General features: G+C 71.6%; 23 protein-coding genes. 13 read left to right on the top strand and 10 right to left on the bottom strand.

The genetic code is table 11. The features are described from left to right. Positions 1-1,095 carry an ABC transporter substrate-binding protein gene (locus CG747_RS34915; RefSeq protein WP_100605895.1) on the bottom strand — a complete coding sequence of 365 codons (1,095 nt, stop codon included), beginning with the start codon at positions 1,093-1,095 and terminating at the stop codon, positions 1-3. Positions 1,096-1,884: 789 nt separating this feature from the next. Between CG747_RS34915 and CG747_RS34910 the strand changes: the two genes are divergently transcribed. Next, positions 1,885-2,658 (top strand): IclR family transcriptional regulator, encoded by a 774-nt coding sequence (locus CG747_RS34910; protein ID WP_100605894.1) that lies wholly within the window; start codon positions 1,885-1,887, stop codon positions 2,656-2,658. A gap of 402 nt (positions 2,659-3,060) precedes the next feature. Here CG747_RS34910 and CG747_RS34905 read toward each other — a convergent pair whose 3' ends face one another. Both CG747_RS34905 and CG747_RS34900 read right to left on the bottom strand, forming a co-directional pair. Then, positions 3,061-3,534, bottom strand: a complete 474-nt coding sequence (locus tag CG747_RS34905) for a nuclear transport factor 2 family protein (protein ID WP_100605893.1) — start codon at positions 3,532-3,534, stop codon at positions 3,061-3,063. Positions 3,535-3,593: 59 nt separating this feature from the next. Next, positions 3,594-4,934, bottom strand: coding sequence for a serine hydrolase (locus CG747_RS34900; protein WP_100605892.1), 1,341 nt, complete (start codon positions 4,932-4,934; stop codon positions 3,594-3,596). A gap of 387 nt (positions 4,935-5,321) precedes the next feature. On the opposite strand from CG747_RS34900, the gene CG747_RS34895 reads away from it, so the two are divergent. Together CG747_RS34895 and CG747_RS34890 are read left to right on the top strand one after the other, a co-directional pair. Continuing rightward, a complete protein-coding gene (locus CG747_RS34895) occupies positions 5,322-5,552 on the top strand; it encodes a DUF6296 family protein (protein WP_100605891.1) in 231 nt (76 codons plus the stop codon). A 349-nt stretch (positions 5,553-5,901) separates the two neighbouring features. Then, positions 5,902-6,462, top strand: a complete 561-nt coding sequence (locus CG747_RS34890; protein WP_100605890.1) for a hypothetical protein — start codon at positions 5,902-5,904, stop codon at positions 6,460-6,462. Between the two features lie 370 nt (positions 6,463-6,832). On the opposite strand, the gene CG747_RS34885 is transcribed toward CG747_RS34890, so the two are convergent. Continuing rightward, positions 6,833-7,429, bottom strand: a complete 597-nt coding sequence (locus CG747_RS34885) for a TetR/AcrR family transcriptional regulator (protein ID WP_100605889.1) — start codon at positions 7,427-7,429, stop codon at positions 6,833-6,835. Positions 7,430-7,564: 135 nt separating this feature from the next. On the opposite strand from CG747_RS34885, the gene CG747_RS34880 reads away from it, so the two are divergent. The 4 genes from CG747_RS34880 (at position 7,565) to CG747_RS34865 (ending at position 11,391) form a co-directional block, all read left to right on the top strand. Continuing rightward, complete coding sequence (locus CG747_RS34880; RefSeq protein ID WP_100605888.1) at positions 7,565-8,308, top strand: SDR family NAD(P)-dependent oxidoreductase; 744 nt, start codon at positions 7,565-7,567, stop codon at positions 8,306-8,308. 112 nt (positions 8,309-8,420) lie between these two features. Continuing rightward, positions 8,421-8,720 (top strand): YciI family protein, encoded by a 300-nt coding sequence (locus tag CG747_RS34875; RefSeq protein ID WP_100605887.1) that lies wholly within the window; start codon positions 8,421-8,423, stop codon positions 8,718-8,720. Between the two features lie 290 nt (positions 8,721-9,010). Further along, complete coding sequence (locus CG747_RS34870; protein ID WP_100605886.1) at positions 9,011-9,838, top strand: alpha/beta fold hydrolase; 828 nt, start codon at positions 9,011-9,013, stop codon at positions 9,836-9,838. A 161-nt stretch (positions 9,839-9,999) separates the two neighbouring features. Further along, positions 10,000-11,391, top strand: a complete 1,392-nt coding sequence (locus CG747_RS34865) for an IS1380 family transposase (protein WP_100605885.1) — start codon at positions 10,000-10,002, stop codon at positions 11,389-11,391. A gap of 320 nt (positions 11,392-11,711) precedes the next feature. Here CG747_RS34865 and CG747_RS34860 read toward each other — a convergent pair whose 3' ends face one another. The 4 genes from CG747_RS34860 to CG747_RS34845 form a co-directional block, all read right to left on the bottom strand. Beyond that, complete coding sequence (locus CG747_RS34860) at positions 11,712-11,942, bottom strand: hypothetical protein (RefSeq protein WP_146022201.1); 231 nt, start codon at positions 11,940-11,942, stop codon at positions 11,712-11,714. A 108-nt stretch (positions 11,943-12,050) separates the two neighbouring features. After that, positions 12,051-12,746 (bottom strand): aspartate/glutamate racemase family protein, encoded by a 696-nt coding sequence (locus CG747_RS34855; RefSeq protein ID WP_100605883.1) that lies wholly within the window; start codon positions 12,744-12,746, stop codon positions 12,051-12,053. 214 nt (positions 12,747-12,960) lie between these two features. After that, on the bottom strand, positions 12,961-14,316 hold the full coding sequence (locus CG747_RS34850) for a cytochrome P450 (RefSeq protein WP_100605882.1): 1,356 nt from the start codon (positions 14,314-14,316) through the stop codon (positions 12,961-12,963). Between the two features lie 241 nt (positions 14,317-14,557). Continuing rightward, positions 14,558-15,847: an ATP-binding protein gene (locus tag CG747_RS34845; RefSeq protein ID WP_100605881.1), complete on the bottom strand. Its 1,290-nt coding sequence runs from the start codon at positions 15,845-15,847 to the stop codon at positions 14,558-14,560. Positions 15,848-16,074: 227 nt separating this feature from the next. Here CG747_RS34845 and CG747_RS34840 point away from each other — a divergent pair, with 227 nt between their 5' ends. After that, positions 16,075-16,800: a Mut7-C RNAse domain-containing protein gene (locus CG747_RS34840; protein ID WP_100605946.1), complete on the top strand. Its 726-nt coding sequence runs from the start codon at positions 16,075-16,077 to the stop codon at positions 16,798-16,800. A 16-nt stretch (positions 16,801-16,816) separates the two neighbouring features. Here the strand turns inward: CG747_RS34840 and CG747_RS34835 are convergent, their stop codons facing one another. After that, the gene (locus tag CG747_RS34835; RefSeq protein WP_100605880.1) at positions 16,817-17,449 is read right to left on the bottom strand and encodes an HAD-IA family hydrolase; all 633 of its coding nucleotides are present in this window, start codon (positions 17,447-17,449) and stop codon (positions 16,817-16,819) included. Between the two features lie 579 nt (positions 17,450-18,028). Here CG747_RS34835 and CG747_RS34830 point away from each other — a divergent pair. Continuing rightward, complete coding sequence (locus CG747_RS34830; RefSeq protein ID WP_100605879.1) at positions 18,029-19,024, top strand: cell wall anchor protein; 996 nt, start codon at positions 18,029-18,031, stop codon at positions 19,022-19,024. Positions 19,025-19,200: 176 nt separating this feature from the next. Next, complete coding sequence (locus CG747_RS34825) at positions 19,201-19,911, top strand: class F sortase (protein ID WP_100605878.1); 711 nt, start codon at positions 19,201-19,203, stop codon at positions 19,909-19,911. A gap of 128 nt (positions 19,912-20,039) precedes the next feature. Here CG747_RS34825 and CG747_RS34820 read toward each other — a convergent pair whose 3' ends face one another. Continuing rightward, the gene (locus tag CG747_RS34820) at positions 20,040-20,738 is read right to left on the bottom strand and encodes a hypothetical protein (protein WP_257980942.1); all 699 of its coding nucleotides are present in this window, start codon (positions 20,736-20,738) and stop codon (positions 20,040-20,042) included. A 166-nt stretch (positions 20,739-20,904) separates the two neighbouring features. On the opposite strand from CG747_RS34820, the gene hemC reads away from it, so the two are divergent. The 3 genes from hemC to CG747_RS34800 all read left to right on the top strand — a co-directional run bounded on the left by hemC (position 20,905) and on the right by CG747_RS34800 (position 25,590). Next, positions 20,905-21,840 carry a hydroxymethylbilane synthase gene (gene hemC, locus CG747_RS34815; RefSeq protein WP_100605877.1) on the top strand — a complete coding sequence of 312 codons (936 nt, stop codon included), beginning with the start codon at positions 20,905-20,907 and terminating at the stop codon, positions 21,838-21,840. A gap of 643 nt (positions 21,841-22,483) precedes the next feature. After that, the gene (locus CG747_RS34805; protein ID WP_100605875.1) at positions 22,484-23,038 is read left to right on the top strand and encodes a MarR family winged helix-turn-helix transcriptional regulator; all 555 of its coding nucleotides are present in this window, start codon (positions 22,484-22,486) and stop codon (positions 23,036-23,038) included. Next, positions 23,035-25,590, top strand: a complete 2,556-nt coding sequence (locus tag CG747_RS34800) for an MFS transporter (protein ID WP_100605874.1) — start codon at positions 23,035-23,037, stop codon at positions 25,588-25,590. Before CG747_RS34805 ends, CG747_RS34800 begins: the two co-directional genes overlap by 4 nt. Positions 25,591-25,598 lie beyond the last annotated feature (8 nt).

The raw sequence follows: 25,598 nt of genomic DNA, 5'->3' as shown, positions 1-25,598 counted from the left end.
TTACCTGTCCGAACCGGACGGGAGGGTGGTGGGCGTGCCGTAACGGCCCGGCCGGGAGACGGATTCCGGGGTGTGGCGGGTACCGGCCGCAGCGGCGGCGAGCCGGTGGCGGGCGCGCCGGAGCGGCTCGGGATCGGCCCAGGCACGTATGTCCACGGGCTCCGGCAGGAAGCCGTGGGCTCGGAGGGCCGCCTCCTGCCGGGCGAGCAGGTCGAGCCGCTCGGGGGACAGATCGGGGTGGAGGGTGCGGTGGGTGCCGGGCCGGTAGGCGCCGTGCACACCCTCCGCGCCGGCGCCGGTCTCGGCGCCCAGGATGCGTGCGACCTCCGCCGGCCGGTCCGCGGCCCAGTCGGCGGCCCGCAGCAGCACCGCGAGGAACCGCTCGACGAGGTCCGGGTGCTCGTCCAACAGGCGCTGGTGCACGGTGATCGGGCGCGGGGTGCCGTTGTTGACCCGGTGCCTGCGGTCGGGCAGCGCGTCCAGTTCGACGGCGACCTCCGCCCCGGCGCGCCGGGCCGCCTCCACGGCCAGCGCTCCCTTGACGTAGACGGCGTCCACGGCACCGCGCCGCAGGGCGTCGAGTCCGGCGGCCCACTGGCCGGTGTGCCCGTCGGCGGGTACGTCGACGAGGACGGCGTCCGCCAGCGCGAGCCCGGCGGAGGCGAGCGCGCCCTCGAAGCCGCGCAGCGCCATGGCCCGCCAGAAGTCGATGGGGATCGGATGCCGGGGAACCGCCAGGCGTCGACCGCGCAGGGCGGCGGCGCCGCGGATGCCGGATCCCGGCGCGACCAGGACCGACTGGCGCTCCTCTATCCAGGTCAGGCCGATCAGCCGGGTCGGCTCGCCGCCCGAACGGGCCCACAGCGCGGGCACGTTGCCGCCCTCGCGGAACAGTCCCGGCAGGGCGTGCGTGTAGTGGGTCTGCCGGGCCGCGGTGTCGATGTCGGGGGCCGCGTCCTGGAGGGACCGCACGGCGATGCCGTCGGGCGCGAACTCGTCGGCGAGCCAGTTCCGGTCGGCGGCGATCCCGGTGGCGGTGGGCACCGGACAACGGGTGAACCACAGGGTGTCCGGCAGCTGAGGATGCGTCGTCATGGGGCTTCCAGGGAGGGGGAGAGGGGCCCGCGCGGGGACGGGCGGGAATGGGCAGACCGCTGGAGATATCGATGAGGTGGGGGAGGCGCCTGGGGGAGTTGGTGCCTGGTTCGGCTCACCTGACACGCGTACCGGGACCGGGACGGGCGCCGACGCGTACGGCCGTCACGAGACGAGTCGTGTGACGGGACGCACGACGGGGCGGGTGACGGTGCCTGTGACGGCGCCTATGGCAGGGCGTGTGACGTGGTGTGCGCGGTGAGACGCCTGGTACGACACGTGTGCGCGGCTTACGCCGTCGTGGCGTGCGGCATGCGGCACATGTGGTGCATGCGGTGCATGGGCTTCTTGGCGAGCTGCGTCGCGCGGGCCGTCGGAGAGAGCGGTCAGCGACAGGAAGCGCTGAAGACGCGGCCCAGGTCTATGTGACGGCGCGCGGTGAACAGACCGGGAGTGGTGGAGACACGCATCGCACGGCTCCCTTCGTCCGGCTCGGCGCCGGACTGCCCGGCGGCTGACCGCAGCCTGGCACGACACCGACCACCCGGACAACTTGCTTCCCACCATATGGGACCGAGTGTGAACGCGGCATTGCACAGCCTGACTTGAACCCCTGCGAACATTGCCGATCACCGCCTTCCCGGACGCTTCCGCCGCCTTCACACACCGCTTCGGCCGCCTCCATGTGCCGTAATGTGGGATCGATGGTGAGCGTGGAGGGCCTTGCACCGGTGCCCCCTGCGATACCCCCCGGCAGTCGCCGGGGCGACGGGAGGAGTGAGGAGCCCCATGACCCAGGCACCGGCGCCCACCGGCGCCCAGGCGGTCCGGCGTGCCCTGGACGTGCTGCACTGTTTCCACGACAACGCCCCGGACCTGAGCGCTTCCGAACTCGCGCGCCGCCTGGGACTGGCCACTTCCACGGCCCACCGGCTCGCCCGCACCCTGCTGGGCGCCGGATTCCTGGAGCAGGACCCCCGCACCGCCCGCTACCGGCTCGGCCCGGCCGTCACCGAACTGGGCCGCCTCTCCTACCATCAGCGCGGGCTGCACCTCGCCGCCCCCGAGCTCGCCGATCTGGCCCAACGCACCGGCACCACGGTCGACCTGGCCCTGCGCAGCGGCCCCTACGCGGTGATCGTCGCCGGCGGCTCGGTAACGCCCAAGGTGGGGCTGCGCCGGCCGCTGCATTCCACCGCGCTCGGCAAAGTGCTGCTGGCCTGGCCGCGCCCCGGCGAGAGCGGCCTGGAATCACTCCCGCCACTGCACGCCTTCACCGACCGCACCATCGTGGAACCAGCCCAGCTGGCAGCCGAGTTGGCCCGGGTGCGCGCAGCCGCGCATGCCGTCAACGACGGCGAGTCGGCGAACGGCGTCCGCACACTTGCCGTGCCCGTCCTCGACCGCGCCGAGTCCGCCCGCTTCGCACTGGCCGTCCGCGGCACACCGGAGTTCGTCACGCCGGACCGCACGGACTGGTTCCTCGCCCAGGCCCGGTCCTGCGCCCGCGCCCTGGAGGTCCTCCTCCTGCCGCCCGCGGAGCGTCGGCCCGCTGCCGGATGACCTCACAGCAGCACCATGTCGCGCCCGTACGCCCGCCGGACACCGATGACGCCGCCGGATGAGGGCCCCTGCCGATCCGTCGGCGTGCCCGCTGCCGGAGTGCATTCCCCGGATCGGGTGGTGTTTCTTGTGCGGGGCCGGTGTGGGCCGGGGCTTGGGACGCGGGCGGGGGAGTGCCGCGAGGGGCCGCGGGGCTGGCCAGGCGTACGGCGGTGGGCGGGCGCGATTGCCGCTGTGCGTTGCCGGTGTGTGCCGGTACGGAGCGGCGTTGTCAGTGGTCGCCCGTACGGTAGTCCTCGTCACTATCCGAGCTGCTGGCGCTTCTCGGACCCGCCCCGCTCCCGTGGCAATGCACGGGAGCGGGGCTCTTCTCTTCTCTCTCCCCTCTGTTCGGCTTCCTTCTCAGCCGATGCTCGGAGGCGTGACGCGTCGGGTGTCGGCACCGAAGGCCAGGTGGGTGGTCCTGGTCGCGAGTAGCCATGTGCCGTCGACCTTGCGAAAGGTGTCCTCGTAGTGGCCCACGTTGGTGGGGTGCTGCGTCGGGACTATGCCGTCCACGAAGCCGTCGACGCGGTAGGTGGTGAGGTAGGAAGTGGCGGTTGCCGTCGTGGCGGAGATGACGCTGACCAGGACGTTCGTCATCAGGCGGCGCGACAGGCGGTCCGCCGGACGGGAGCCGAAGTACTCGCGCAGCGCCTCGCGGCCCGTGATGCGGCGGTTGCCGTACGGCCACTCCCAGATGCCGTCGGCCGTGAAGAGTTCGGCCACGGAACCAGGGTCTCCGAGATCGAGGCGGTGCACGAAGTCGATGATCAGACGCTCGCAGGCTCGCTCGGCGAGCAGCTGGTCCATGGGGGCGATGGGTTCGTCGTTCATGTCCGGTCCTGGGTGTGCGCGGCCTGGCGTGCATCCGCGCTCGCGGGTCGGGTGCAGACCTATCGGGCCTGGTGTCGCGGGGCGAAGGCCAGGTGGCCGGGCGGGGTCGCGGTAAGGGCGCGTCCGGAGCCGGTGCCGGTGCCGGATTTGGCTGCGGTGCCGCAGGCGGCCTGTTCGATGAAGGCGTTCATGGCGTTGTCGATCGGGCCCGTGATGGGTTGGTTGTTGGCATCGAGCTTCTGGTAGCGGGTGAGGTTGAAGCCGAGGGACAGCTGGCGGCGGCCGTCCGCGCTGGAGAGGGACCAGGTCATCGCGCCGAGTACCAGGCCGTTGTGGCCCCAGAAGTCGCCGCAGGCGGAGGTGGTCTGCAGCAGACCGAGGCCGTAGCGCATGAACGAGCCCTCGATCGGCACGGTCGTCTTCATCTGGCGCAGCTCCGCCGGGGCGAGCAACTCGCCGCCCAGCAGGGCGCGGTAGAAGCGGTTGAGGTCGGACATCGTCGATACGAGGGAGCCGGCCGTGGCGGCCCAGGACATGTTGTAGACGCTGAAGTCGCGCGGCGGGTTGAAGCCTCCGTACGCGGCTTCGTACATCTTCGCGTGCGGGCCGGAGATGGTGGGCGACTGCGGGAAGTAGGTGTGCCGCAGGCCGGCTTTACGAATGACGTGTGCGGTGATGTAGGACTCGGGGGACTGGCCGGTGACCTTGCGCAGGAGGAGGCCGGCCAGGACGTAATTGGTGTTGGAGTAGTGGCAGCCTTGGCCTGGTTTGCCGAGTGGGGGTGCCGCGATTCCGAGACGGGCCAGTTCCTCCGGGGCGAACTGGTGGTGGCGATTTTCCTCGAAGCTGTCCGCGGTGTTGAAGATCGCTCCGGAGTATTCACCGATGCCGCTGGTGTGATTGAGCAGCATCCGGACGGTGATGGCGCGGCCGCGCTCGCCCGTTACGAGATCGGGCAGATAGTGGCCGATCGGCGTGTCGAGGCCGATGCGGCCCTTGCCGACTTCCTGGAGCACGGCGACCGCGGTGAAGGTCTTGGTGATGCTGCCGATGCGGTGCTCCATCTGCGGCGTCGTGGGGCGCCCGGTGTCGGTGTCGGCGACCCCGGCGGCGCCTTGCCAGGCGTCGGAGCCGTCCCGCACGGCCGAGTAGGCGCCGTACATGCCCGCGTCGTGGAATGCCTGGAGGGACTTCGTCAGGGCCTGGCGGTCGAGCCCGGTGTGGTGGGTGGGGCCCGTCGAGGTTGCGGCCGGTGCGCCGGCGACTGTGGCCGGTGACGGAGCGGGGGAGGCGAGGGCGGAGGCGGTGGCGGTCGTGGGGAGGGCGAGGAGGGATAACGCGGCGGTAGCGGCGGTGACGGCCAGTCGCGGCCGACGGCGTGAGGGATGGTCAATGGGCATGGTCGCTCCGGGAGTTCGGGCCTGCAAGGCAAATGACAGAGGACAGGTGCAGATCGCAGGTGGAGGTCGGTGGAGGTCGGTGGAGGTCGCTCATCGGTGTTTCATCGCTTCGATTTTCGCTTCGGTCATCGCACGAGACATCAACCCACGGGCCTACCTTGATCCCGAATTTCTGTGATGGGGGGAGGAGCGTGGTGTGACGTGCGCCGTCACCGCCGTAATCCGTCAAGAATTCAATGACACGTGGTGAGGCGTTGTGATGACGTGCTGAGGCGTGGCGCTGCGGCGTGGGCGAGGATGGAAGGACCGGGGCGTGCGGCCCGTGCAGCGGCCGCGGGGGCGGCGCCTTGGGCGGCAGAACCCGCAGAGCAGTATCGGGAGGCCCCGATGGATTACCCGGAACGCTATGAGCTGGTATTTCAGGCCCCCGCGGTGGAGGACGACGTGGTGATCGTCCGGCGTACCGACCAGGCGGGAGCGGGCGGGTATCCGATCTACGAGGACGAATCGGGGATCGTGCGCGCAGAGATCAGCGACCGGGGAGAGGTCCGCATGGTGGCCAGCGGAGGGCACCAGGCACCCCGGACCCCGCTCCTGGCGAGGCGGCTGGTGCCATGACGCGCTGATCCACCGCGCCCCTCCTCCGCACCCCCTGGGCGCCCCACGGCCCAGCGGTAGGCATATCGCACGGGCGCCGGTCGCATGCGGGCTCCGTCGAGTGGCGGAAGCGGATGGTTCCCGCCTCGGATGGGTTCTGCTCAACCTGGTGACGATCGGCATGGCGGCCCTCGGGATCGTCCTGGCGCTCGCCCTGGTGCGGCCGTGGGGGGATGCGCATCCCGGGTCGGCCGCTGGCGTTCTGTGCCTGGACGGGCGCGGGATTCCTGGTGTCGGTGCTGCCGTACTCCGTACTGAGCGCAGTGCTGCGGTCGCCCGGCGCGGGCCGGGCGGCGGCGGTGGGCCGGCGATGCCTGGCTGGGAGGCCGTGCTGATCCAGTGCAGCTTCGTGGGCACGGGGGTGGGGCTGGCGGTCGCGCTGCCCGCCTACGCCCGGCGTCGCCGACCGGAGCTGTTCGCCGGACGGGTCGGGGACGCTGCCGTCCGCACCGGCGTGGTGTGGCCGGCCGCCGTGGGCGCGGTGGTCGGGGCGGTCTGGCTGTACTGGGCCCTCGGCGGCAGCTGGGGGATCGACCATCCCGCCCGGTGGAACACCGACGGATACCTGCTGACGAGCCTGGGAGCGTTCTGGGCGCTGGTCGGGTCCGCCGCCGTCCGGACGCTGGAGCGGGCCCGTCCGGCGCGGCTGCCCCGCCGGATCCCCTTGGCGCTCGGTTGGCTCGGTTCGGGGTCGCTGTTCACGTGGAGCGCCTGGAAGCTGCTGCTGACGGTGTTCGCGGCGCCGGCCGCACCGGCGGACGCGCTGGTGCCGGAGAACCTTGCGGTCGCCGGGGTGCTGCACTGCGCCGCGGTCCTGGCGGGCGCCGGCATGGCGCGGAGGCTGGTGCGATCGCGCCCGGCGGTGGCTTAGCCTCGATCCACTGGTCGGTGGCCGGCTCAGGGCCTGGACATGAAGACACGAATGCTCTCTGAGCTGGGACGATGGAACTCGTGACGGTTCCGCATCCACAGTTCGAGAGAGCATCTGCGAGATGCAGTCTTCTCGTGCTGCTTCGGCGGTCTCCGTAGTGTTCGACGAACCGAACTTGATGCGGATGCGGGGCTGGTGCCGATGGTGCGCCTGGCAGAGTGGGCCAGGTTGCCGCAACTGGCTGGGCAGGCGATCACCTCCTGTCCCACAACGACCGAGAGTTCACCGACCGGCGGCGAGCCGGTCACAGCTCATTTGCGACGCTCGTCGCCTGGATCGAGGGAGGCGATCGTGGTCTACGTGGGCTGGTTCAGTCTGGGATCGCGGCGTCAACCACAACGGCGGCCATGGTGCGGGCGGCTGTCGTGGCGGCGCTGGGGTCGCAGTCCATCCAGGCGCTGATCCCGGCGCCGTCGTGGAGCACCACCAGTTGCTGGACGAGTGACTTGGCATCTTTGGCGCCTGCCTGCTCGGCGAGGTCCAAGAACATCCCATGCAGCCAGGTGCGGTAGGCCAGCGCGGCCTCTTCGATGACACCGCCGGGTGGGCCGCCGGCACTCGCGTTGACGAACGGGCAGCCACGGAACCCCGGCTCGGTGAACCACAGACCTCGCACCTCGAACGCGCCGACCAGGCGTTCCCTCGGGGTGTCGTAACGCGCTTCGAGCTCGCGCGCCATGCGCTCGGCGGTCGCGGCTTGCTTCGCCTGGAGATAGGCCCGGACCAAGCCGTCCTTGCTGCCGAATGCGCTGTACAGCGTTGCCTTCGCGACTCCGGCGTGCTCGATGACCCGGTCGATCCCGACCGTCTGCACACCCTCGGCGTAGAACAGCTCGTCGGCGGCGGCCAGCAGCCGTTCCCGCGCTGCCGCGCTGCGTTCCTGCGGTGAGGGCGCCTTCTTGGACATACCCAAACAGTAGCAGACAGGTCTGTCTGCCTTCCATCGACTGAGCGTTGCGTTGACACATCCAGACAGGTCTGTCTAGATTGCAGACCTCACCAGACAGACCGGTCTGGATAACGACTCGGAAAGGTGCACCCCATGTCTGCGGAGCGCGCGAACCCCGACCCGACGCCCCCTACCGCCCTGGTCACCGGGGCCACGTCCGGCATCGGCCGGGCGATCGCCGAGCGGCTCGCCGCCGACGGAATATCCGTCGTCGTGACCGGCCGCAACGCCCAGCGCGGCGCCGAGACGGTCAACGAGATCACCGCCGCCGGCGGCCAGGCTCGATTCGTCGCGGCGGACCTTGAGGACCCCGCCGACATCGACCGGCTTGCCGCCGAGGTCGGCGAGATCGACATCCTGGTCAACAACGCCGGGCAAGCCCGCCCGACACCGACCGAGGAGATGAAGGTCTCCGACTACGACGCGATGTTCGCCAGCAACGTCCGCGCGCCGTTCTTCCTCGTGGCGGCTTTCGCCCCGGCGATGGCGGCCAAGGGATCGGGCAGCGTGGTCAATATCGGCAGCATCGCCGCCAGCATCGGCCTGGCCGCCAGCGCCGCGTACGGCGCGACCAAGGCCGCGCTGGAGTCACTGACGCGGGCCTGGACCGCCGAGTACGGCGGGCAAGGGGTCCGCTTCAACACCGTTGCCCCCGGCCCGGTCCACACCCCGATCGCGACCCCCGAGCGGCTCGACGCGCTCGCCCAGACCACCGTGATGAAGCGCAGCGCCGAGCCCGCCGAGATCGCCGAGGTCGTCGCCTTCCTCGCCTCACCCAAGGCCAGCTACGTCACCGGCGCGACCCTCCCCGTCGACGGCGGCCGCACCGCCATCTGAACCTGCCTGCTCCAAGAGGACCAGGATCATCCTCTCGGCGACCAACTGAACACGCCCACCAACTGAACAACCGGCACCTTCCCTGCCACATACCCGAAGGAAGCTCTCCACCATGTCCCAGCCCCCCAAGACCTCCGTACTCGCCGTCTTCGCCACCACCCCGCACACCACCGAGGACGACATCGCCAAGGTCGTCGGAGCCGAGCTGGCCCACGTCAAGGAACTTGTCGACGCCGGCGTCATCGATCGCGGCTACCACCGCACCGATCGGCGCGGTGCCGTCCTGCTCGTGAACGCCGAGACCACCGACGCCGCCAAGGAGATCCTGGACGACCTCCCCGCGGTCAAGGCCGGCGTCATCGAGCTGGCGTCGATCATTCCGCTCGTCCCGCTGCCGCTGCCGCAGGGCTGAGCCGCAGACCGGCACCCGCGCCGGGTACCCCTCCCGGCCCGGGTCGCCCTACTCCAGAAGCCCACGTCATGCCCAACACGGACACCCGAGCCGGTACGCGAAACGCAGGCTCGGGTGTCCGTGTTGCGGACCTCTGGGGGGTGGCTCACAGGATGACCCTGGGGAGTGCCGGAGGCTTCGCGCACGTTCCGGTGTCGCCCCGTCCTGCGCCATCCGCCGGCATCTGGGCCCCATACGACACACAGACGGAGGCAGCCGGCCAGCCGGTGCGCCCGACCAGGAGGAGCGGCATGCCCACTGTGACCACGCGTGACGGCGTTGAGATCCATTACAAGGACTGGGGCAGCGGACGCCCGGTCGTCTTCATCCATGGCTGGCCGCTGAACGCGGACGCCTGGGAGGACCAGGTGAAGCTGGTCGCCGACCACGGCTTCCGCGGTATCGCCCACGACCGCCGGGGCCACGGACGGTCCGCTCAGCCCTGGGGCGGGTACGACTTCGACACCTTCGCCGACGACCTGAACGACCTGATCACAGGGCTCGACCTGCGAGACGTCGCCCTGGTCGGCCACTCCATGGGCGGCGGCGAGTTGGCCCGCTACATCGGACGCCACGGCACCGACCGGATCAGCAAGGCACTCCTGCTCTCGGCGATCCCGCCCCTGATGATCAAAACGGAGCGCAACCCTGAAGGCGTACCGGCCGAAGTGTTCGAGACCATCAAGAGCGGCATCCTCGCGGAACGTTCGCAGTTCTGGAAGGACTTCGCACCGGCGTTCTTCGGTGCCAACCGCCAAGGCAATCAGGTCACGCAGGGCAATCTGGACGCGTACTGGCTCATGGCCATGCACCAGAGCATCAAGGCCGGCGTGGACTGCGTGAGTGCCTTCGCCGAGACGGACTTCACCGAGGACCTCAAGAAGTTCGACATCCCCACCCTCATCGTCCACGGCGACGACGACCAGATCGTGCCGATCGACGCCACCGCCCGCAAGGCCGCACAGCTCATCCCGAACGCCGTCCTCAAGGTCTACGAAGGCGCCTCCCACGGCATCGCCTCCGTCCCCGGCGAGAAGGAGAAGTTCAACCAGGACCTCCTGGACTTCCTCCAGAGCTGAACCCGCCGTGGTGGAGCCAGCCAAGAGAGACGTTGCTCAGACTTGATCCATCGGTCAACTGCCCACCCAAAGCCGGGACATGAGGACGCGGATGCCTCCTTACCTGGGATGATGGGACTGTCTAGGGTTCCACTTCCACAGTTCGGGAGAACATCCGCGAGATGCGATCTTCCCACGCCGCTCCTGCGGTCCGTGCCGTATTCGACGAGCCGAATCTGATCGCCCATGCCGGGCTGGTGCCGGTGATGCGGCTGGCCGAGCAGTGCGGGCTTCCGCGCCTCGTGGCCCAGGAGGTGAAGCTGACCGGGGCCAGGAACGGCGCGGGAGCGGCGGCGGACGCCAACGTCACCAGCATCGTGGGCGGCATGGCCGCCGGTGCGGACAGCATCGACGACCTGGACATCCTGCGTCATGGTGCGATGCCTGCTGTGTTCACAGGAGGCCGTGCCCCCTCCACGCTGGGCACGTTCCTGCGCGCGTTCACCCACGGTCGTGCTCTTCAACTCCATGCTGTGCACCGCAGGTTCCTAGCTGAACTGGCCACGTGCGCCCCGCTGCTGCCCGGCTCGGGTGAGACGGTGTTCATCGACGTCGACTCCACCCACAAACGGGTCTACGGCCGGGCCAAACAGGGGGCGGAGTACGGTCGGTTCAAAGGCGTCCGCACCCTGCACCCCCTGCTCGCCACCCTCTGCACCCCACAGTCCCGGCCGGTGATCGCCGCAGTCCGGATGCGCCGCGGCAAGGCGGCCGACTCCCGCGGCGCCCCGAAATTCGTCAGCGAGGCCCTGGCCACCGCCCGGGAGGCGGGCTGCACTGGCACTCGCATCCTGCGGGCGGACTCGCAGTTCTACAACGCCGGTGTGATCGCCGCCTGCCGCCGGGCCGGAGCGTATTTCTCGGCCACCACCGGCATGAACCCCTCCATCAAACGGGCCGTCCACGCCATCCCCCACCAGGCATGGCAGCACATCAGCTACCCGACCGCCGTGCCCGACCCCGAGACCGGAAAGCTCATCTCGGACGCCGAAGTCGCCGAGATACCCGCCTACCCCGCGTTCACAGGCCGCAAGAAGAGCGAGCAGGTCACCGCCCGCCTGATCGTGCGCCGGGTCCGCGACCTCGCCAAGCCTGCGGTCGTGGGTGAGCAGGGCGAACTGTTCCCCGTCTGGCGTTACCACCCGTTCTTCACCGACACCCCCGCCACAACGCTCCAGGCAGAGCGGGAACACCGTCACCACGCAGTCGTCGAGCAGGTCATCGCGGACAGCAAAGCCTCCGCCCTGGCCCACCTTCCCTCCGGGCACTTCCACGGTAACGCGGCCTGGCTGACCCTGTGGGCGACGACCTACAACCTGCTCCGCGCGGCCGGTGCGCTGGCCTCCGCCTTCCACGCCAAGGCCACCACCGCCACCCTCCGCGCCCACCTGGTCCACATCCCGGCCCGCATCGCCCGCTCCGCACGGCGTATCACCCTGCACCTGCCGCACAACTGGCCCTGGCAACACGCCTGGACGCACCTCTTCGACACCGCCCACGGCCCGGGCGGCTGATACGAACACCCCCTGCCCATCCCGGCCCGCAACGGCCAGACCGGAACCACAACGTGGAAAAGCTGGGCAGACCAGCAGATACCACCTGCCCACACCCAGCCACCGGCCCGAAGCCGACGCAGAAACCGATCAGAAGATCACTCTCAAACCAGCTCGGTGGATCAAGGCTTAGCAGGCGGTTGCCCCCGTAGGGCGGCAGGCGAGGTGCGGTGCACGGGGGAGCGGAAGCGGGTGGGGGAAGCCGGGCGGGCCGCTGCGGGAGGCGGGGGCGGGGGCATCGCTTCGCCAGGCGGTAACGCCGTTGCGCTGACCCGGAGTTGTCACAGGCTGCGCAGGTGCCGGCGTCGAGGGGGCGGGGGCTGATGCGGGGGTTCCGCTTCCCGGTCGGGATCGGCGGCGGAAGTGGAGGAGGCTTCGGCTTCGGCGTCGAGGTCGAGGCCGGTACGGGGGTCGGTGGTGTCTCCGCGCAGCACGGCCAGGGCGCGTTCGAGGCTTTCTCCGGTGACTTGTATCCGGATCCTGGCCAGGCGTTCCAACTCGGTGTGAGACACCACGTCAGCGTACCCGCCGTCACAACGCGACCGGACTGCGACGGAGGCGCGGCGACGCACGCGCCCACAGGGGGCGCGCGGTGCCGCGGGCGGCAGGGTACGGGGCGCTCAGGGCGCGGCCAGTGCGCGGGCGACCGCGGCCTCGGCGTGCAGTCGGGTCGTGGGAAAGACGGGGACCGGGCTGTCCTGTGGGCGAACGAGCAGTTCGATCTCGGTGCAGCCGAGCACGATGCCCTCCGCACCGGCGGCGATCAACTCGTCGATGACGGCGATGTAGGCGGCGCGGGACTCCTCCTTGACGACGCCCACGCACAGCTCCTCATAGATCACCCGGTGCACGGTCTCGCGGCCCGCGGCGTTCGGGACCACCACGTCGAGGCCGTGGTCCACGAGGCGGCCGCGGTAGAAGTCCTGCTCCATCGTGAACGCGGTACCGAGCAGCCCGACGCGGCGAAGTCCCTTGCCGCGTACGGCCTCCGCTGTGGTGTCGGCCAGGTGCAGGAGCGGGACGCCGACCGCGGACGACACCTGGTCGGCGACCTTGTGCATGGTGTTGGTGCAGATCAGCAGCAGCTCCGCGCCCGCCGCCTCCAGGGCCCCGGCGGCCTCGGCCAGGACCGCGCCGGCCTCGTCCCAGCGCCCTTGGACCTGGAGCCGTTCGATCTCCGCGAAGTCCACTGAGTAGAGGACGCACTTGGCCGAGTGCAGCCCGCCCAGCCGCTCCCGTGTCAGCTCGTTCAGCAGGCGGTAGTACTCCGCCGTGGACTCCCAGCTCATGCCGCCGATCAACCCGATGGTCTGCATCGGGACACTGTCGCACAAGGTGGTGGGCGGCCCCGCACCGGACGGTCGGTGCAGGGCCCCGCGGCGGCCCGACGGGCAGCGGACCGCGGACGGCCGCCCGGCCGCGGCCCGCCCCGCGACCAGGGCGGGCGGGCCGGCCGCGTCCCGGCCCTCCCCGCAGACAGTGCGTCGAGGTCCGGTCCGACCCTGAGCCGCCGGACAGGCATCAGCCCCGCTACCCGCCCCAGTGGATCGGCAGCCGGTCCATGGCGCGCATGAGGAGACCGGGGCGCCAGGCCGGGGCGTCCGCGGCGCTGTCCAGGGCGAGGCCCGGGCAGCGGTCCAGTAGGGAGCGGAGGGCGATCCGGCCCTCCAGACGGGCCAGCGGTGCGCCGAGACAGAAGTGGATGCCGTGGCCGAAGGCGGCATGACCGCGCGGATCGCGCGTGATGTCGAAGTCGTCGGCGCCGGCGAACCGTTCGGGATCGCGGGAGGCCGAGGCCAGTGAGATCAGCACGGCGGAGCCGGTGGGGATCACGGTGCCGCCGAGCTCCACCGGCTCGGCCGCGCAACGCCAGGTGGCGGTCTCCACCGGGCCGTCGTACCGCAGCATCTCCTCCACGGTGTTGTCCACCAGGCCGTCGTCGGCCCGCACGGCGGCCAGTTGGGCGGGATGCTCCAGCAGGGCCCGGACACCGTTGGAGATCAGGTTGACCGTGGTCTCGTGGCCGGCGACCAGCAGGAGGAAGGCCGTGCCGATCACCTCCTCGTGGGAGAGCCGATCGCCGTCCTCGTCGCTGGTGCGGACCAGGTCGCTGAGCAACCCGTCGCCGGGTTCGCGGCGGAGCGCCTCGACGAGGGTGGTGAGGTAGGCGGACATCTCCTGGACGGCCTGCTGCGCCGCTTCCGGGCTGGTCGGTGAGACGAGCTCGTGGGACCAGGCACGGAAGGCGTCGCGGTCCATGGACGGCACGCCCAGCAGTTCGCAGATGACCGTCATCGGCAGCGGGAAGGCCAGCGCCTCGATGAGGTCGGCCCGACCGTCCGGCGCGGCCAGCATGGCGTCGAGGAGTTCGTCGGTGATGCGCTGCACACGGGGGCGGAGCGCCTCGACGCGGCGACTGGTGAACTCCTTGGCCACCAGCTTCCGCAGCCGGGTGTGGTGCGGCGGATCCGCGTCCAGCATGTTGGTGAACAGCGGCGTCTCGTCGCCGGCGACGCGTTGCAGGTTGGCGCTGCTCCAGTCCTTCCCCAGGCGCGGATCGGCGAGCGCGGCCCGGACCGCCTCATGGCCGACGACCAACCACGCCTCCTGGCCGTACGGGGTGCGCACGCGGTGGACGGGGCCCTGGGCCCGCAGCTTGGCGTAGTACGGGTACGGGTCGGCGATGAAGTCCTCGCCGTAGGCGGCCAGGTCGATGGCCGCATCGGCCTCCGGAGCGTGCGGGGGTTCGGCCGGCGGAGCATGCCGCGATGCGGATATTTCGGAGCCCTGCGACCCCTGCGACCCCGGTGACCCCGCTGGGTCCTGTGTGACCTCGGAGGCCCGAGGGGTCTGCCCGGACTGCGGGGCCTGCGGATTCTCCGGCATGCCGTCCCGCCTCTCTCGACTCGCAACTGTGTCGGCGTTCCACAACACTTGGCGCAGTGCCGCACCGCCCTGCGGTCCGGCTGCACTCCTCACCGTAGGCAGCCGGCGGCGCGGCATCGTCGTTCCAACGGAGGAGACGGCGCGGACGGACCTCCTCCAGGCGCAGTGCGACGGCGTCGTCGAGAGGGCGCACAATGAGGGATCGCGGCGCCCGGCGGCGGCCGCCGCGATCCCGGGGTCCTCAGCAGCGGGCGTGGGCGGTGATGTCGGCGCTGAACTCGTCGATCATCGCGGGCGTGACGGTCGGCCGGCACTGCCCGATCGCGGCGAGGTAGTCCTCGGTGCTCGGGCCGAGCCGGCCCGGGGCACCCGTCCCGCCGCTGATCGCCTCCAGATCCCGCTCGAACGACGCCTGGGCGGCCACCCGGGCGGCGTGCTCGATGTCCGCCGGGGTGAACAGCTCACTGGCCGCGACCAGTGCCGGAACGTCGACGTCGGGCCGCCCGTCGGTGTACCGGGACCAGATCGCCGCCCGGGCGGCCCGGTCGGGCGTCCCGATGGGAATCAGGTAGTCGAAGCGCCCCGGGCGCAGGAACGCCGGGTCGAGCGAGCGGATGGAGTTGGTCGCACAGACCAGCAGCCGCTCGTCCTGCTCCCGGAAGCCGGGGATCAGCTTGAGCAGCTCATTGGTCACCCCGTGCAGACCACCCGGCTGCGCCGGTTCGCCGCGCACCGGCGCGATCTCCTCCACCTCGTCGATGAACACCAGCACCCGCTCCAACTCGGCGATCCTGGCGAACGCGCTGCGCAGTGCCGCCGCCAGATTGCCCTCGTCCGCCAACCGGGACGGCAACAGCTCGACGAACGGCCAGCCCAGCCGGGCGGCGATCCCGCGGGCGAACGTGGTCTTCCCGGTCCCCGGCGGCCCGAACAGGGCGATCGCCCGCGGCGGCCGCACCCCGTGCCGGGCGGCCCGCTCCGGCTCCGCCAGCGGCAGCACCACCCGCCGTTCGATCAGGTCCTTCTCCGCCTCCATACCGGCGACTCTGGCCCACAGGTCGGTGGGCAGGAACCGCCCGCCCAGGTCGTCCAGGAGGCCGGCCGCGGGCCCGTGGTGCGGTTCGACCTTCTCGAAGTACGCGACCGCGGGCTGCCGGGTGTAGCCCGCGTTGAGCAGCCCCTCCCCGAGCAGGTCCTCCTCGGGGAGCACGTACGCGATCCGGCTCACCCTGGCGGCGATCAGGCGCCGCTCCAACTCGACCAGCAGCGCACTGGCCAGTCCCCGGCCGCGCCAGGCCGAGGAGATCGCGATCCGCATCACCCAGCCCCGCTCGCCCGCGACGCAGGCGAGCGCCGCCCCGATGGGAGTGCCCTGGTGGACGGCGACCACGGCGGGCTGCCGCGAGGTCAGGGCGCTGATGCACTCGGCGAGCGAGAAGACGGACTCCTGCCCGAGCTCGGCCGTGGAGTCGATCAGGTGGACCACTTCGGCGAGGTCCTTCTCGCGGTAGTCGTGGATGAGCCAGTTCACCGGTGCCGCCCCTCGTTGGTGTCGCTGATGTTGCTGATGTGCAGGTGAGGCTAGGGGCGGCGGCCGGACCGGTCCTGTGCCGCGGTGCACAATCCGCCCGCCTGACCGCTACGGTCCGTATGTAGCGCCGCAGGGGCCCGATACGACACCGGCGGATACCGCCCCCGGTCGCCCGCGCCGCGGAATCCGCTGGCTGGCACGGGCTGTCCGGTGCCATGCTGGGCGACGTGAACGGACCCGAGATCGCCCTCAGTTTCGCCCCTGAGCTGCACCTTTTCGTCGGAGCGGAACGGAGCGCAGGCCGCACGCCGCTGGTGACCGACGGCGCTTCGACGCTCGGCCACATCGTCGAATCGCTGGGCGTCCCGCTCACCGAGGTCGGGCGGCTGGTAGTGGACGGCGCACCGGCAGCCGTCTCGCACATCCCGCGGCAGGGCGAGCACATCGAGGTACGCGCCGTCGAGCGGCCGCAGCGCGTCCCCGGCGCTCCGCTGCGGTTCCTGCTCGACGTGCACCTGGGCACGCTGGCCCGCCGGCTGCGCCTGCTCGGCGTCGACGCGGCGTACACCAACGAGGACCCGGGCGACGCGGCGCTGGCCGCGCTCTCCGCCAAGGACCGGCGGGTGCTGCTCTCCCGGGACCGGGGACTGCTGCAGCGCCGGGAGCTCTGGGCCGGGGCGTACATCTACAGCGACCGGCCGGACGACCAACTCCGCGACGTACTCGGCAGGTTCGCGCCCACCCTCGCCCCCTGGACCCGCTGCACGGCGTGCAACGGCCGCTTGGCCGCCGCCGACAAGGACGCGGTCCAGGAGCAGCTCCAACACGGCACGCAGCGCACCTACGACGTCTTCGCGCAGTGCACCGCGTGCGGACGGGTCTACTGGCGCGGCGCCCACCACGCCCGCCTGGAGGCCATCGTCCAGGAGGCGCTGCGGGCCGGCACCGGCTGACCCGCGCGGCCGCCCCTCACCCGCCGCAGCCCGCCCTCCGTACGAAATCCCCGATCCGGGCGAGTGTGCCCCCGGTGTCCGTGTGCAGATGACCGGCCATGCCCAGTGCCCGCGCGGCGCCCACATGGCCCGCGGTGTCGTCGACGAACAGGGCACGTGCCGGGTCCGCCGCACCCGCCCGCCGCAGCGCGAGCGCGTAGATCCGGGGGTCGGGCTTGGCGAGGCCGACCTCGCAGGACAGCACGGTGCCGTCGACGGCGTCCAGCACTCCGGCGGCGGCGAGCGCGGGGCGCAGCTCCGGCCAGGCATTGCTCACCAGGACGGTCCTGGCCCGGCCGCGCAGCGCCCGTACCCCGGCCAGCAGGTCGGCGTCCCAGCGTTGCCTGGCAGCCAGATCCCGCCGGATCTCCGCCATCAGACCGTGGTCGATCCCCAGTCGCCGGCGGACGAGGCGCCACCAGGCTTCCTGGCCGGTCCGGCCGATCAGCACCCGGTCGTCGTTCCCGGCGAACAGTGCTGCCAGGAAGGCGTGTTGGGGGATTCCGAGCCGCCCGCCCCAGTCGGCCGCGGCCGCCGGCAGGTGATCCGGCGAGAGGACTCCGCCGACGTCGAGCAGGATCGCGGTCCTGTCCGGGCCTCCGATGACCATCCTCCTCCCTCCGTTCCCCACCGCACCGCCCCGCCGCCCGACGGTCCGCCTTTCACCTCCCGGACACTACGGTGTGCACGGCCAATTGACGTGACGTCAGAGCACCCGCTGCCGGGCGCACGGAGTCCCGGTGGACCGTGTCCGGGCCGGCGTCCGTGTCTGCGTCACAGTCAGCACCCCTTCTCCGCGACCGCGACCGGTCCGGTCCCACCGGTGACTGGCGCCGCGGTGCCTGGGACGCGCCGGTACCTCCGCCGCGCGACCGGGACCGCGGCGGGAACCCGGACCGGACGTCCGGGCGGCCCCGCAATGTGCTCTGTCACGGGTCCCGGGAGCCACTGACGGCCCCCTCTAGACCCCCTCTAGCCCACCTTGATGACGACACGCCGGAGCCACGCGCCGTCCAACGGGTGAATACGTCGCCCTCAGCCACCCGAAGAGCCGACGTTGTCCCCCGAATGCGACGTTCTCCGGTGGTGCCGAGCCGGATTCCGACTGACGGTGATCACGTCGCTACTGCGATCCGATGTGCCGACGAAGTGTCAGCCTTCGCAGTCGCGCCGAAAGGAACATGACTCCATGCGCACTGCCCGCACTCTGTTCGCATCCGCCGCCGTCATGGCGGCGCTCACGATCACTGCACCCGCCGCGACTGCCATGGGTCTGGCCGAGGGCTCCGCCCCGGGCACCGGGACCTCGGTCAGCGGTGACGACCACGGACGCGGCGGCCGGGACAACGGCCGTGGCGACCGGGACAACGGCCGCGGCGGCCGTGGCGACCGGGACAACGGCCGCGGCGGCCGTGGCGACCGGGACAACGGCCGCGGTGGCCGCGGCGACCGGGACAACGGACGTGGTGGCTACGGCGACCGGGACAACGGACGTGGTGGCTACGGCGACCGGGACAACGGCCGCGGCGGCTACGGCGACCGCGACAACGGCCGCGGCTGGGGCTGGGGCCACCGCAAGCCGCACGGCGGCGTGCACACCGGTGGTGGCGCGCTGGCCACGGCCGTGACCGGTGACTGGGACACCAGCAGCAACTACGGCGACGACCACGGCCGCGGCAACCGCGACCACGGCCACGGTGGCGGTGGCGGCCGGGACAACGGTGGTGGCGGCCGGGACAACGGTGGTGGCGGCCGGGACAACGGCCGCGGCGGCTACGGCGACCGCGACCACGGACGTGGTGGCTACGGCGACCGGGACCACGGACGTGGTGGCTACGGCGACCGGGACAACGGACGTGGTGGCGGTGGCGGCCGGGACAACGGACGTGGTGGCTACGGCGACCGGGACAACGGGCGTGGTGGCGGTGGCGGCCGGGACAACGGACGTGGTGGCTACGGCGACCGGGACAACGGACGTGGTGGCTACGGCGACCGGGACAACGGCCGCGGTGGCTACGGCGACCGCGGCTGGGGACGGCGCCCGCACGGCGGTGTCCACACCGGTGGCGGCGGCATGGCGATGTCCGGCGGTGGCCTGGCCGCCGGCTCCGTCCTGATGCTCGGTGGTCTGGGCGCCGGTGCCTACATGCTGCGTCGCCGCAACACGTCGGGCACTGCGGCCTGATAAGGCTGCCACCTCCGGAGGTCGATGTGCAGTCGCGGCCACCGTCCCCACCGGACGGTGGCCGCGGCGATTGCACAGTCGTCGCCGCTCCGCAGGTCCGCGCGGACCCGCGGGCCCGCTGACGACGCCGCGCGGCCCCTCCGCACCGCGCCCCGCCCGCTCACGAAAGGCCCCTCATGACCGCCCAGCAGTCGCCCCAGCCGAATCCGAAACCCGATCCGCCCAAGGCAGCCCCCGCAGTCCGCCCCGTGGGCCGCGGCCTGATCTGGGCCGCGGGAGCATTTCTGCTGGGTGCCTTCCTCGTCTACAACTCCGTGGACACCACGGCGGACGCCAAACCGAAGTCCCGTCCCGCGGTCGCCGCCCCCGCCAAGCGCGGAGCCGCCACACCCGCACCCGCACCCGCCGCCGACCTGGTGCTGCCCCGCTCCGCCCCGAAGCGGCTGACGATCCCGGAGATCGCCGTGGACGCGCCCTTCACGTCACTGACCCTCGCCCCCACCGGACAGCTCAACCCGCCCCCGGCCGCCGACAAGAACCTCGTCGGCTGGTACCAGGACGGCGCGTCGCCGGGAGAGCGCGGCGCCGCGATCGTCGCGGGCCACGTGGACACCAAGACCGGCCCGGCGGTCTTCCTGCAACTGGAGACCCTCAAGCCCGGTGCCACCGTGGAGATCACCCGCGAGGACGGCATCGTCGCCAAGTTCAAGATCGACTCCGTGGAGACCTTCAGCAAGGCGACCTTCCCCAACGACAAGGTCTACGCCGACACCCCGGACGCCCAGCTCCGCCTGATCACCTGCGGTGGCTCGTACGACCGGAAGGCCAAGGACTACGTGGCCAACGTGGTGGCCTTCGCCCACCTCGTCTCGTCGAAGCACGCCTAGGCGCGTCGCGCCGCGCCGCAGGTCCGCGCGCCGGCGGGGGCCGGGAGCCCGGGCCGGCCCCTCGCCGGCCCGGGCCCGACCCCGACCGCACCGATCCCGGTGGCCGAACCACCCGCGCGCCTCGGCCGTCACGAGCGCACGGTGCCGTCCCAGCGCCATTCCGTGCGGCGCGGGTGCCCGGGGAGCGCGGTACGCCCGGTGGCCCAGAGCAGCGTCGGCCAGGGAGCCGCCCCGGTCGGGACATCCGGGAAGAGCCGGGTCAGGACCCGCGCGCACACCTCGGCCGGCGGATCCCAGTCGAGCCCCAGTCCCGAGGCCAGATCGTGGGTGTGGACCACCGTCTCGACGATCCCCATCGCCGCGAAGCCCTCCGGATCCGAGACGCCGAAGACGTGATGGGCGCGCACCTGCGGGGGCGTGGTCCGCACCATGGCGACCAGGAGGGCGCCGCACGCCTCCAGGGTCTGGAGGAGCCCGGCAGGCCCGGCGGCGCGGTCGGCGTGCACCGCGTTGGCCGGGCCGCCGGGGCGGCGGCGGTGCCAGAAGAACGGCACCTCGCGGTCCAACGGCGGTGTGCTGGGCCCCAGTTGGGCCGCATAGGCGAACAGGTCGTCACTCAGGTGCTCGACGGTCTCCCAGCAGTCCCACTCCAGCGAACCGGCCGCCCGGCCCTCCCAGGCCGAGGCGGGCGCGGTCTGCAGGAGCCGCACCGAGAGGCGTACGGCGCGAGCGAGGTCGTCGGCGGTCACGGGGCCGGCGGTGACGGGTGGCGTGCTGGCGGGAGGGGACGGGTGGTCCGCTCCGGCCTGGTCGCTTGATCGGGACATGCCCGGACGCTACCGCGGGAGCCGGACCGGGGGAGAGCCGCACCAGGCGCTCCGATCACCGGTCCTCCGGCCGCCGGTCCACGGCCCGAGCCGACGTGACGCGACGCACGCGAACTCCGACGGACTGTCGGTAACTGTCCGTATTTGACGGTCTATCATCGGCGCCATGTCCGCCCCAGAACTCATTCGCATCGTGTCCCGTGACTCCCCGATGGCCCTGGCCCAGGTGGAGCGTGTCCGCGCCGAACTGGCCGCACTGCACCCCGGCATCACCACCGAGGTCGTCCCCGTCAAGACGACCGGCGACCGGTGGATGGGGGCGCTGTCCCAGGTGGAGGGGAAGGGGGCGTTCACCAAGGAGGTCGACGCCGCCCTCCTGGCCGGCGAGGCGGACCTCGCGGTGCACTGCGTCAAGGACATCCCCGGCGACCGCCCGCTGCCGGCCGGGACGGCGTTCGCCGCCTTCCTCAAGCGCGACGACGTCCGTGACGCCCTGATCCACCCCGCCGGGCTCACCCTCGACGAGCTGCCCGCCGGCACCAGGATCGGCACCTCCTCGGTACGCCGGATCGCCCAGCTCTCCGCCTCGCACCCGCACCTGGAGTACGTGCCGATGCGCGGCAACGCCAACCGCCGCATGGAGAAGCTGGCCGCCGGCGAGGCCGACGCCCTGCTGCTGGCCGTCTCCGGGCTGGAGCGGATCGGCCGCACCGACGCGATCACCGAGATCCTCTCGGTGGACGTGATGTGCCCGCCCATCGGCGCGGGCGTCCTGGCCCTCCAGTGCCGCGAGGACGACACCGTCACCATCGACGCCGTCAGTGGCCTCGGCGACCCCGCGACGCATCGGGAGACCATGGCGGAACGGATGCTGCTGCACGTCCTCCAGGGCCACTGCAACAGCCCGATCGCCGGGTTCGCCACCACCGACCGGAGCGGCGAGCTCTCCCTGCGGGCCAGCGTCTTCACGCCCGAAGGCAAGACCGTCCTGCAGGCGCACGAGTGGGCCGGCCCGCTGACCCCCGAGACGCTGGGCACCTCCGTGGCCGTGGCGCTGCTGCGCCAGGGCGCCCGCGAGCTGATCGACGGCATCGCGCACTGACCCCGACGCCCCCCCCGCGCCCTGGGAGTCCGGACCATCCGCCGCCGGATGCCCACCGAAGGGGCCGAGCGCGACGCTTTCCTGATGGTCCGCGAAGGCGGGGCGAACACCGTCGACGGCGGCGGCGAGCGGGACGAGTAGGCGCTCGCGGTGCTCGCCGCCGCGCTGCCCGGCCGCCGGGGCCACGCCTACGTTCGGCGGCGGCAGGGCCCCCTGTCTGACCCGGCGGCAATCCGGGGCGCCCTGCCCCGGCCCGGTCCCGTCCGGTGGATCACGGTCGGATGGGCCCGGCCGCGGCCTGGTTCAGCACTGCGGGCGCTTGCCGTGATTGGCCGCGTGGTTGCGGCGTGACTTCTTCTTGCGGCGACGCTTCGACGACATGGGATCTCCCTTCTGATCGAGGGTCGATGGTGCATTTCCGGCATATCTACCACCTTGGCAGGTTTTCGCCCCGGGGGAGCGGTGGTGGTGCCGGGGGCGCACGGCTGATGCTCCGGCGCTGCCCCGTGCTGCGGTGAATCGCCCCGTGGTCGGCGGCACCCTCGCGCAGCCGCTATGCTTGCTGGATACAAGCAATGTATCCAGTGGACCGGCTGGATCACGCAATCACGCATGCACGCATTCAGTGCGAGGGATCACGACGATGAGCAACGGCACGGTCCATGCCTGCGATGGGGCCGGGGTCTCGGAGATCACCGCTACATCGAGCCTGGACGAAGCAGCCGCGGGGCTGGGGACAGAGATGGTCCGCTTCACCCGGCTGATCGCAGCTTGGAAACAACGCGTCAAGCACGACGCCGGCGCCGCCGACCGCGTACTGCTGGCCAGGCTGGTGTGCGGAGGGGACCAGCGGGCGACCGACCTGGCCGCCGACGCCTTCCTGGACCTGTCCACCGTCAGCCGGCAGGTGCGCTCGCTGGTCGAACGCGGCCTGGTCGCGCGCCGCCCGGACCCGGAGGACCGGCGCGGTTCGCTGCTGACCGCCACCGAGGCGGGGCGGGCCCGCTTCGAGGACTACCGGCGTCAGCGCGACGCCGAGCTGGCCGGGATCCTCGAACCCTGGTCGCCGCAGGACCGGGCCGACCTGATCCGGCTGATGAGCCGGCTCAACAAGGACTTTGCAGAACGTCAACACGCACGGCCGGGCCCCGGCGGAGACCAGGGTGCCACCGTGGAGCAGGGAGAGATACGTACATGAGCACAGCCACCTCTCCGCCGGGGGCGCAAGCCAAGGCGATACCGGGGGCGGGGGTACTCACCCACCGCCAGATCCTCACCATCCTCAGCGGTCTGATGCTGGGGATGTTCCTTGCCGCCCTCGACCAGACGATCGTCAGCACCTCCATCCGGACCATCGCCGACGATCTGCACGGACTCAGCGAGCAGGCCTGGGCGACCACGGCCTACCTGATCACCTCCACGATCGCCACCCCGCTGTACGGCAAGCTGTCCGACCTCCACGGCCGCAAGCCCTACTACCTGGCCGCGATCACCATCTTCGTGATGGGCTCGGTGCTCTGCACCTTCTCCACCTCGATGACCGAGCTCGCCGCGTTCCGCGCCGTCCAGGGCCTGGGCGCCGGTGGTCTGATGTCGCTGGCACTGGCGATCATCGGTGACATCGTCCCGCCCCGGGAGCGCGCCCGGTACCAGGGCTACATGCTCGGTACGTTCGCCACCTCCAGCGTCGCCGGTCCGCTGATCGGCGGCGCGCTGGCCGGCCAGGCCAGCCTGCTCGGCATCACCGGCTGGCGCTGGGTCTTCCTGGTCAACGTGCCGATCGGCATCATCGCGCTGTTCGTCGTCGCCAAGGTCCTCAACATCCCGCACACCCGCCGCAGCCGTCGGATCGACTGGTGGGGCGCGCTCACCATCACCATCGGTGTCGTCCCGCTGCTGCTCGTCGCCGAGCAGGGCCGGGAGTGGGGCTGGACCTCGACGAAGTCGATCTCCTGCTACGTCATCGGCGTCGTCGGGATCATCGCCTGGGTCTTCGTGGAGCGCTGGATCGGCGACGACGCGCTGATCCCGATGCGGCTGTTCCGCAACGGCACCTTCAGCAAGACCAGCGTGCTGTCCGTGCTGATCGGTATGGGCATGTTCGGCGGGATGCTGATGATCCCGCAGTACCTCCAGATCGTGAAGGGCGCCAGCCCCACCAAGTCGGGCCTGGAGATGCTGCCGCTGATGGCGGGCATGTTCATCGCCTCCATCGTCTCCGGTCAGGTCACCGCCAAGACCGGCCGCTACAAGGTCTTCCCGCTCGTCGGCACCGTGCTGATGGTCGCCGCGATGCTGCTCTTCCACTTCCGGGTCCAGTGGGACACCCCGCTGTGGGAGACCATGGTCTACATGCTGGTCTTCGGCCTCGGCCTGGGTGGCTGCATGCAGACCCTGGTGCTGGCCGTGCAGAACGCGGTGCCGCCGCAGGACATGGGTGTGGCCACCGCCTCGTCCACGTTCTTCCGGCAGATGGGTGCCACGGCCGGTACCGCGATCTTCCTCTCGGTGCTGTTCAGTACGGTCGGTGACAAGATCGGCGACGCGTTCAAGAGCGCCGCGTCCACCGCGCGCTTCCAGAGCGCGCTGAAGGACCCCGCGGTGCTGCACGACCCGGCCAACAAGCCGGTGCTGGACATGCTCAAGCACCCCGTCAGCGGCGGCTCATCGGGCGTGCTGAGCGACTCCTCGTTCATCCAGCACCTCGACCCGCGACTGGCCGAGCCGTTCAAGCGCGGCTTCGCCGACTCCATGCACACCGTCTTCCTGATGGGCGCCATCGTCGTCGCGCTGGCCTTCGTGCTGATGTGGTTCATCAAGGAGGTGCCGCTGCGGCAGATCTCCGGACTCCAGGCGCGGGCCCAGGCCGAGGCCGAGGCCAACGGCGAGGTCCCGCCGGCGGCGGAGACCGCACCGGCCCCGGAGGCGGTCGCCCCCGTCGCCGTGGCCGCCGAGAGCGTCCCGGACCCCGTGGCGGACGCGTCCGGCCCACTGATCCGCGGCACCGTGCGCGACAGCGGCGGTCACCCGGTGGCGCAGGCCGCGGTCACCCTGATCAGCGTCGGCGGACGGCAGCTCGGCCGCACCACCACCGACGCCGACGGCGGCTACGCGCTGCCGACCACCGGCCCCGGCACCTACGTGCTGATCGGCTCCGCGGGCGCCCGCAAGCCGCAGGCGCTGACCGTCGTCGTGGGGGCCGAACCGGTCTCCTTCGACCTGACGCTCAGCGGCGCGGCCGGACTGTCCGGCGAGGTCCGCGAGGAGAAGAACGACGACCCGGTGCCCGGTGCGCTGGTCGTGGCCACCGACGTCCGCGGTGAGGTCGTGGCCTCCGGCGTCGTCGGCCAGGACGGCGGCTTCGGCTTCAACGAACTGACCCCGGGCAGCTACACCCTGGCGGTCAGCGCGGAGCGCCACCGTCCGTCCGCTCTCCAGGTGGAGGTGGCCGCCGGCTCCCGCAACTGGTACGAGATCCGGCTGACGCTGGGCGCCCAGGTCCGCGGCACCGTCCGCACCGCCAACGGCGGCGCGGTCGACGACGCCCGGGTGACCCTGCTGGACCCGGCGGGCAACGTCGTGGGCAGCGCCACCAGCGGCCACGACGGCGAGTACGTCTTCACCGACCTCGACAGCGGCGACTACACGCTGATCGCCAGCGGCTATCCGCCGGCCGCCGCCCCGCTGCGGCTGACCGCCTCCGGGCAGGCCGAGTGCGACATCGAGCTCAGCCACGACACGGTGAACTGACGCACCCG

Origin of the sequence: Streptomyces sp. CB02959, assembly GCF_002803155.1 — a bacterium.
Taxonomy (GTDB): domain Bacteria; phylum Actinomycetota; class Actinomycetes; order Streptomycetales; family Streptomycetaceae; genus Streptomyces.
This window is presented reverse-complemented; position numbering and strand designations above follow the sequence as displayed.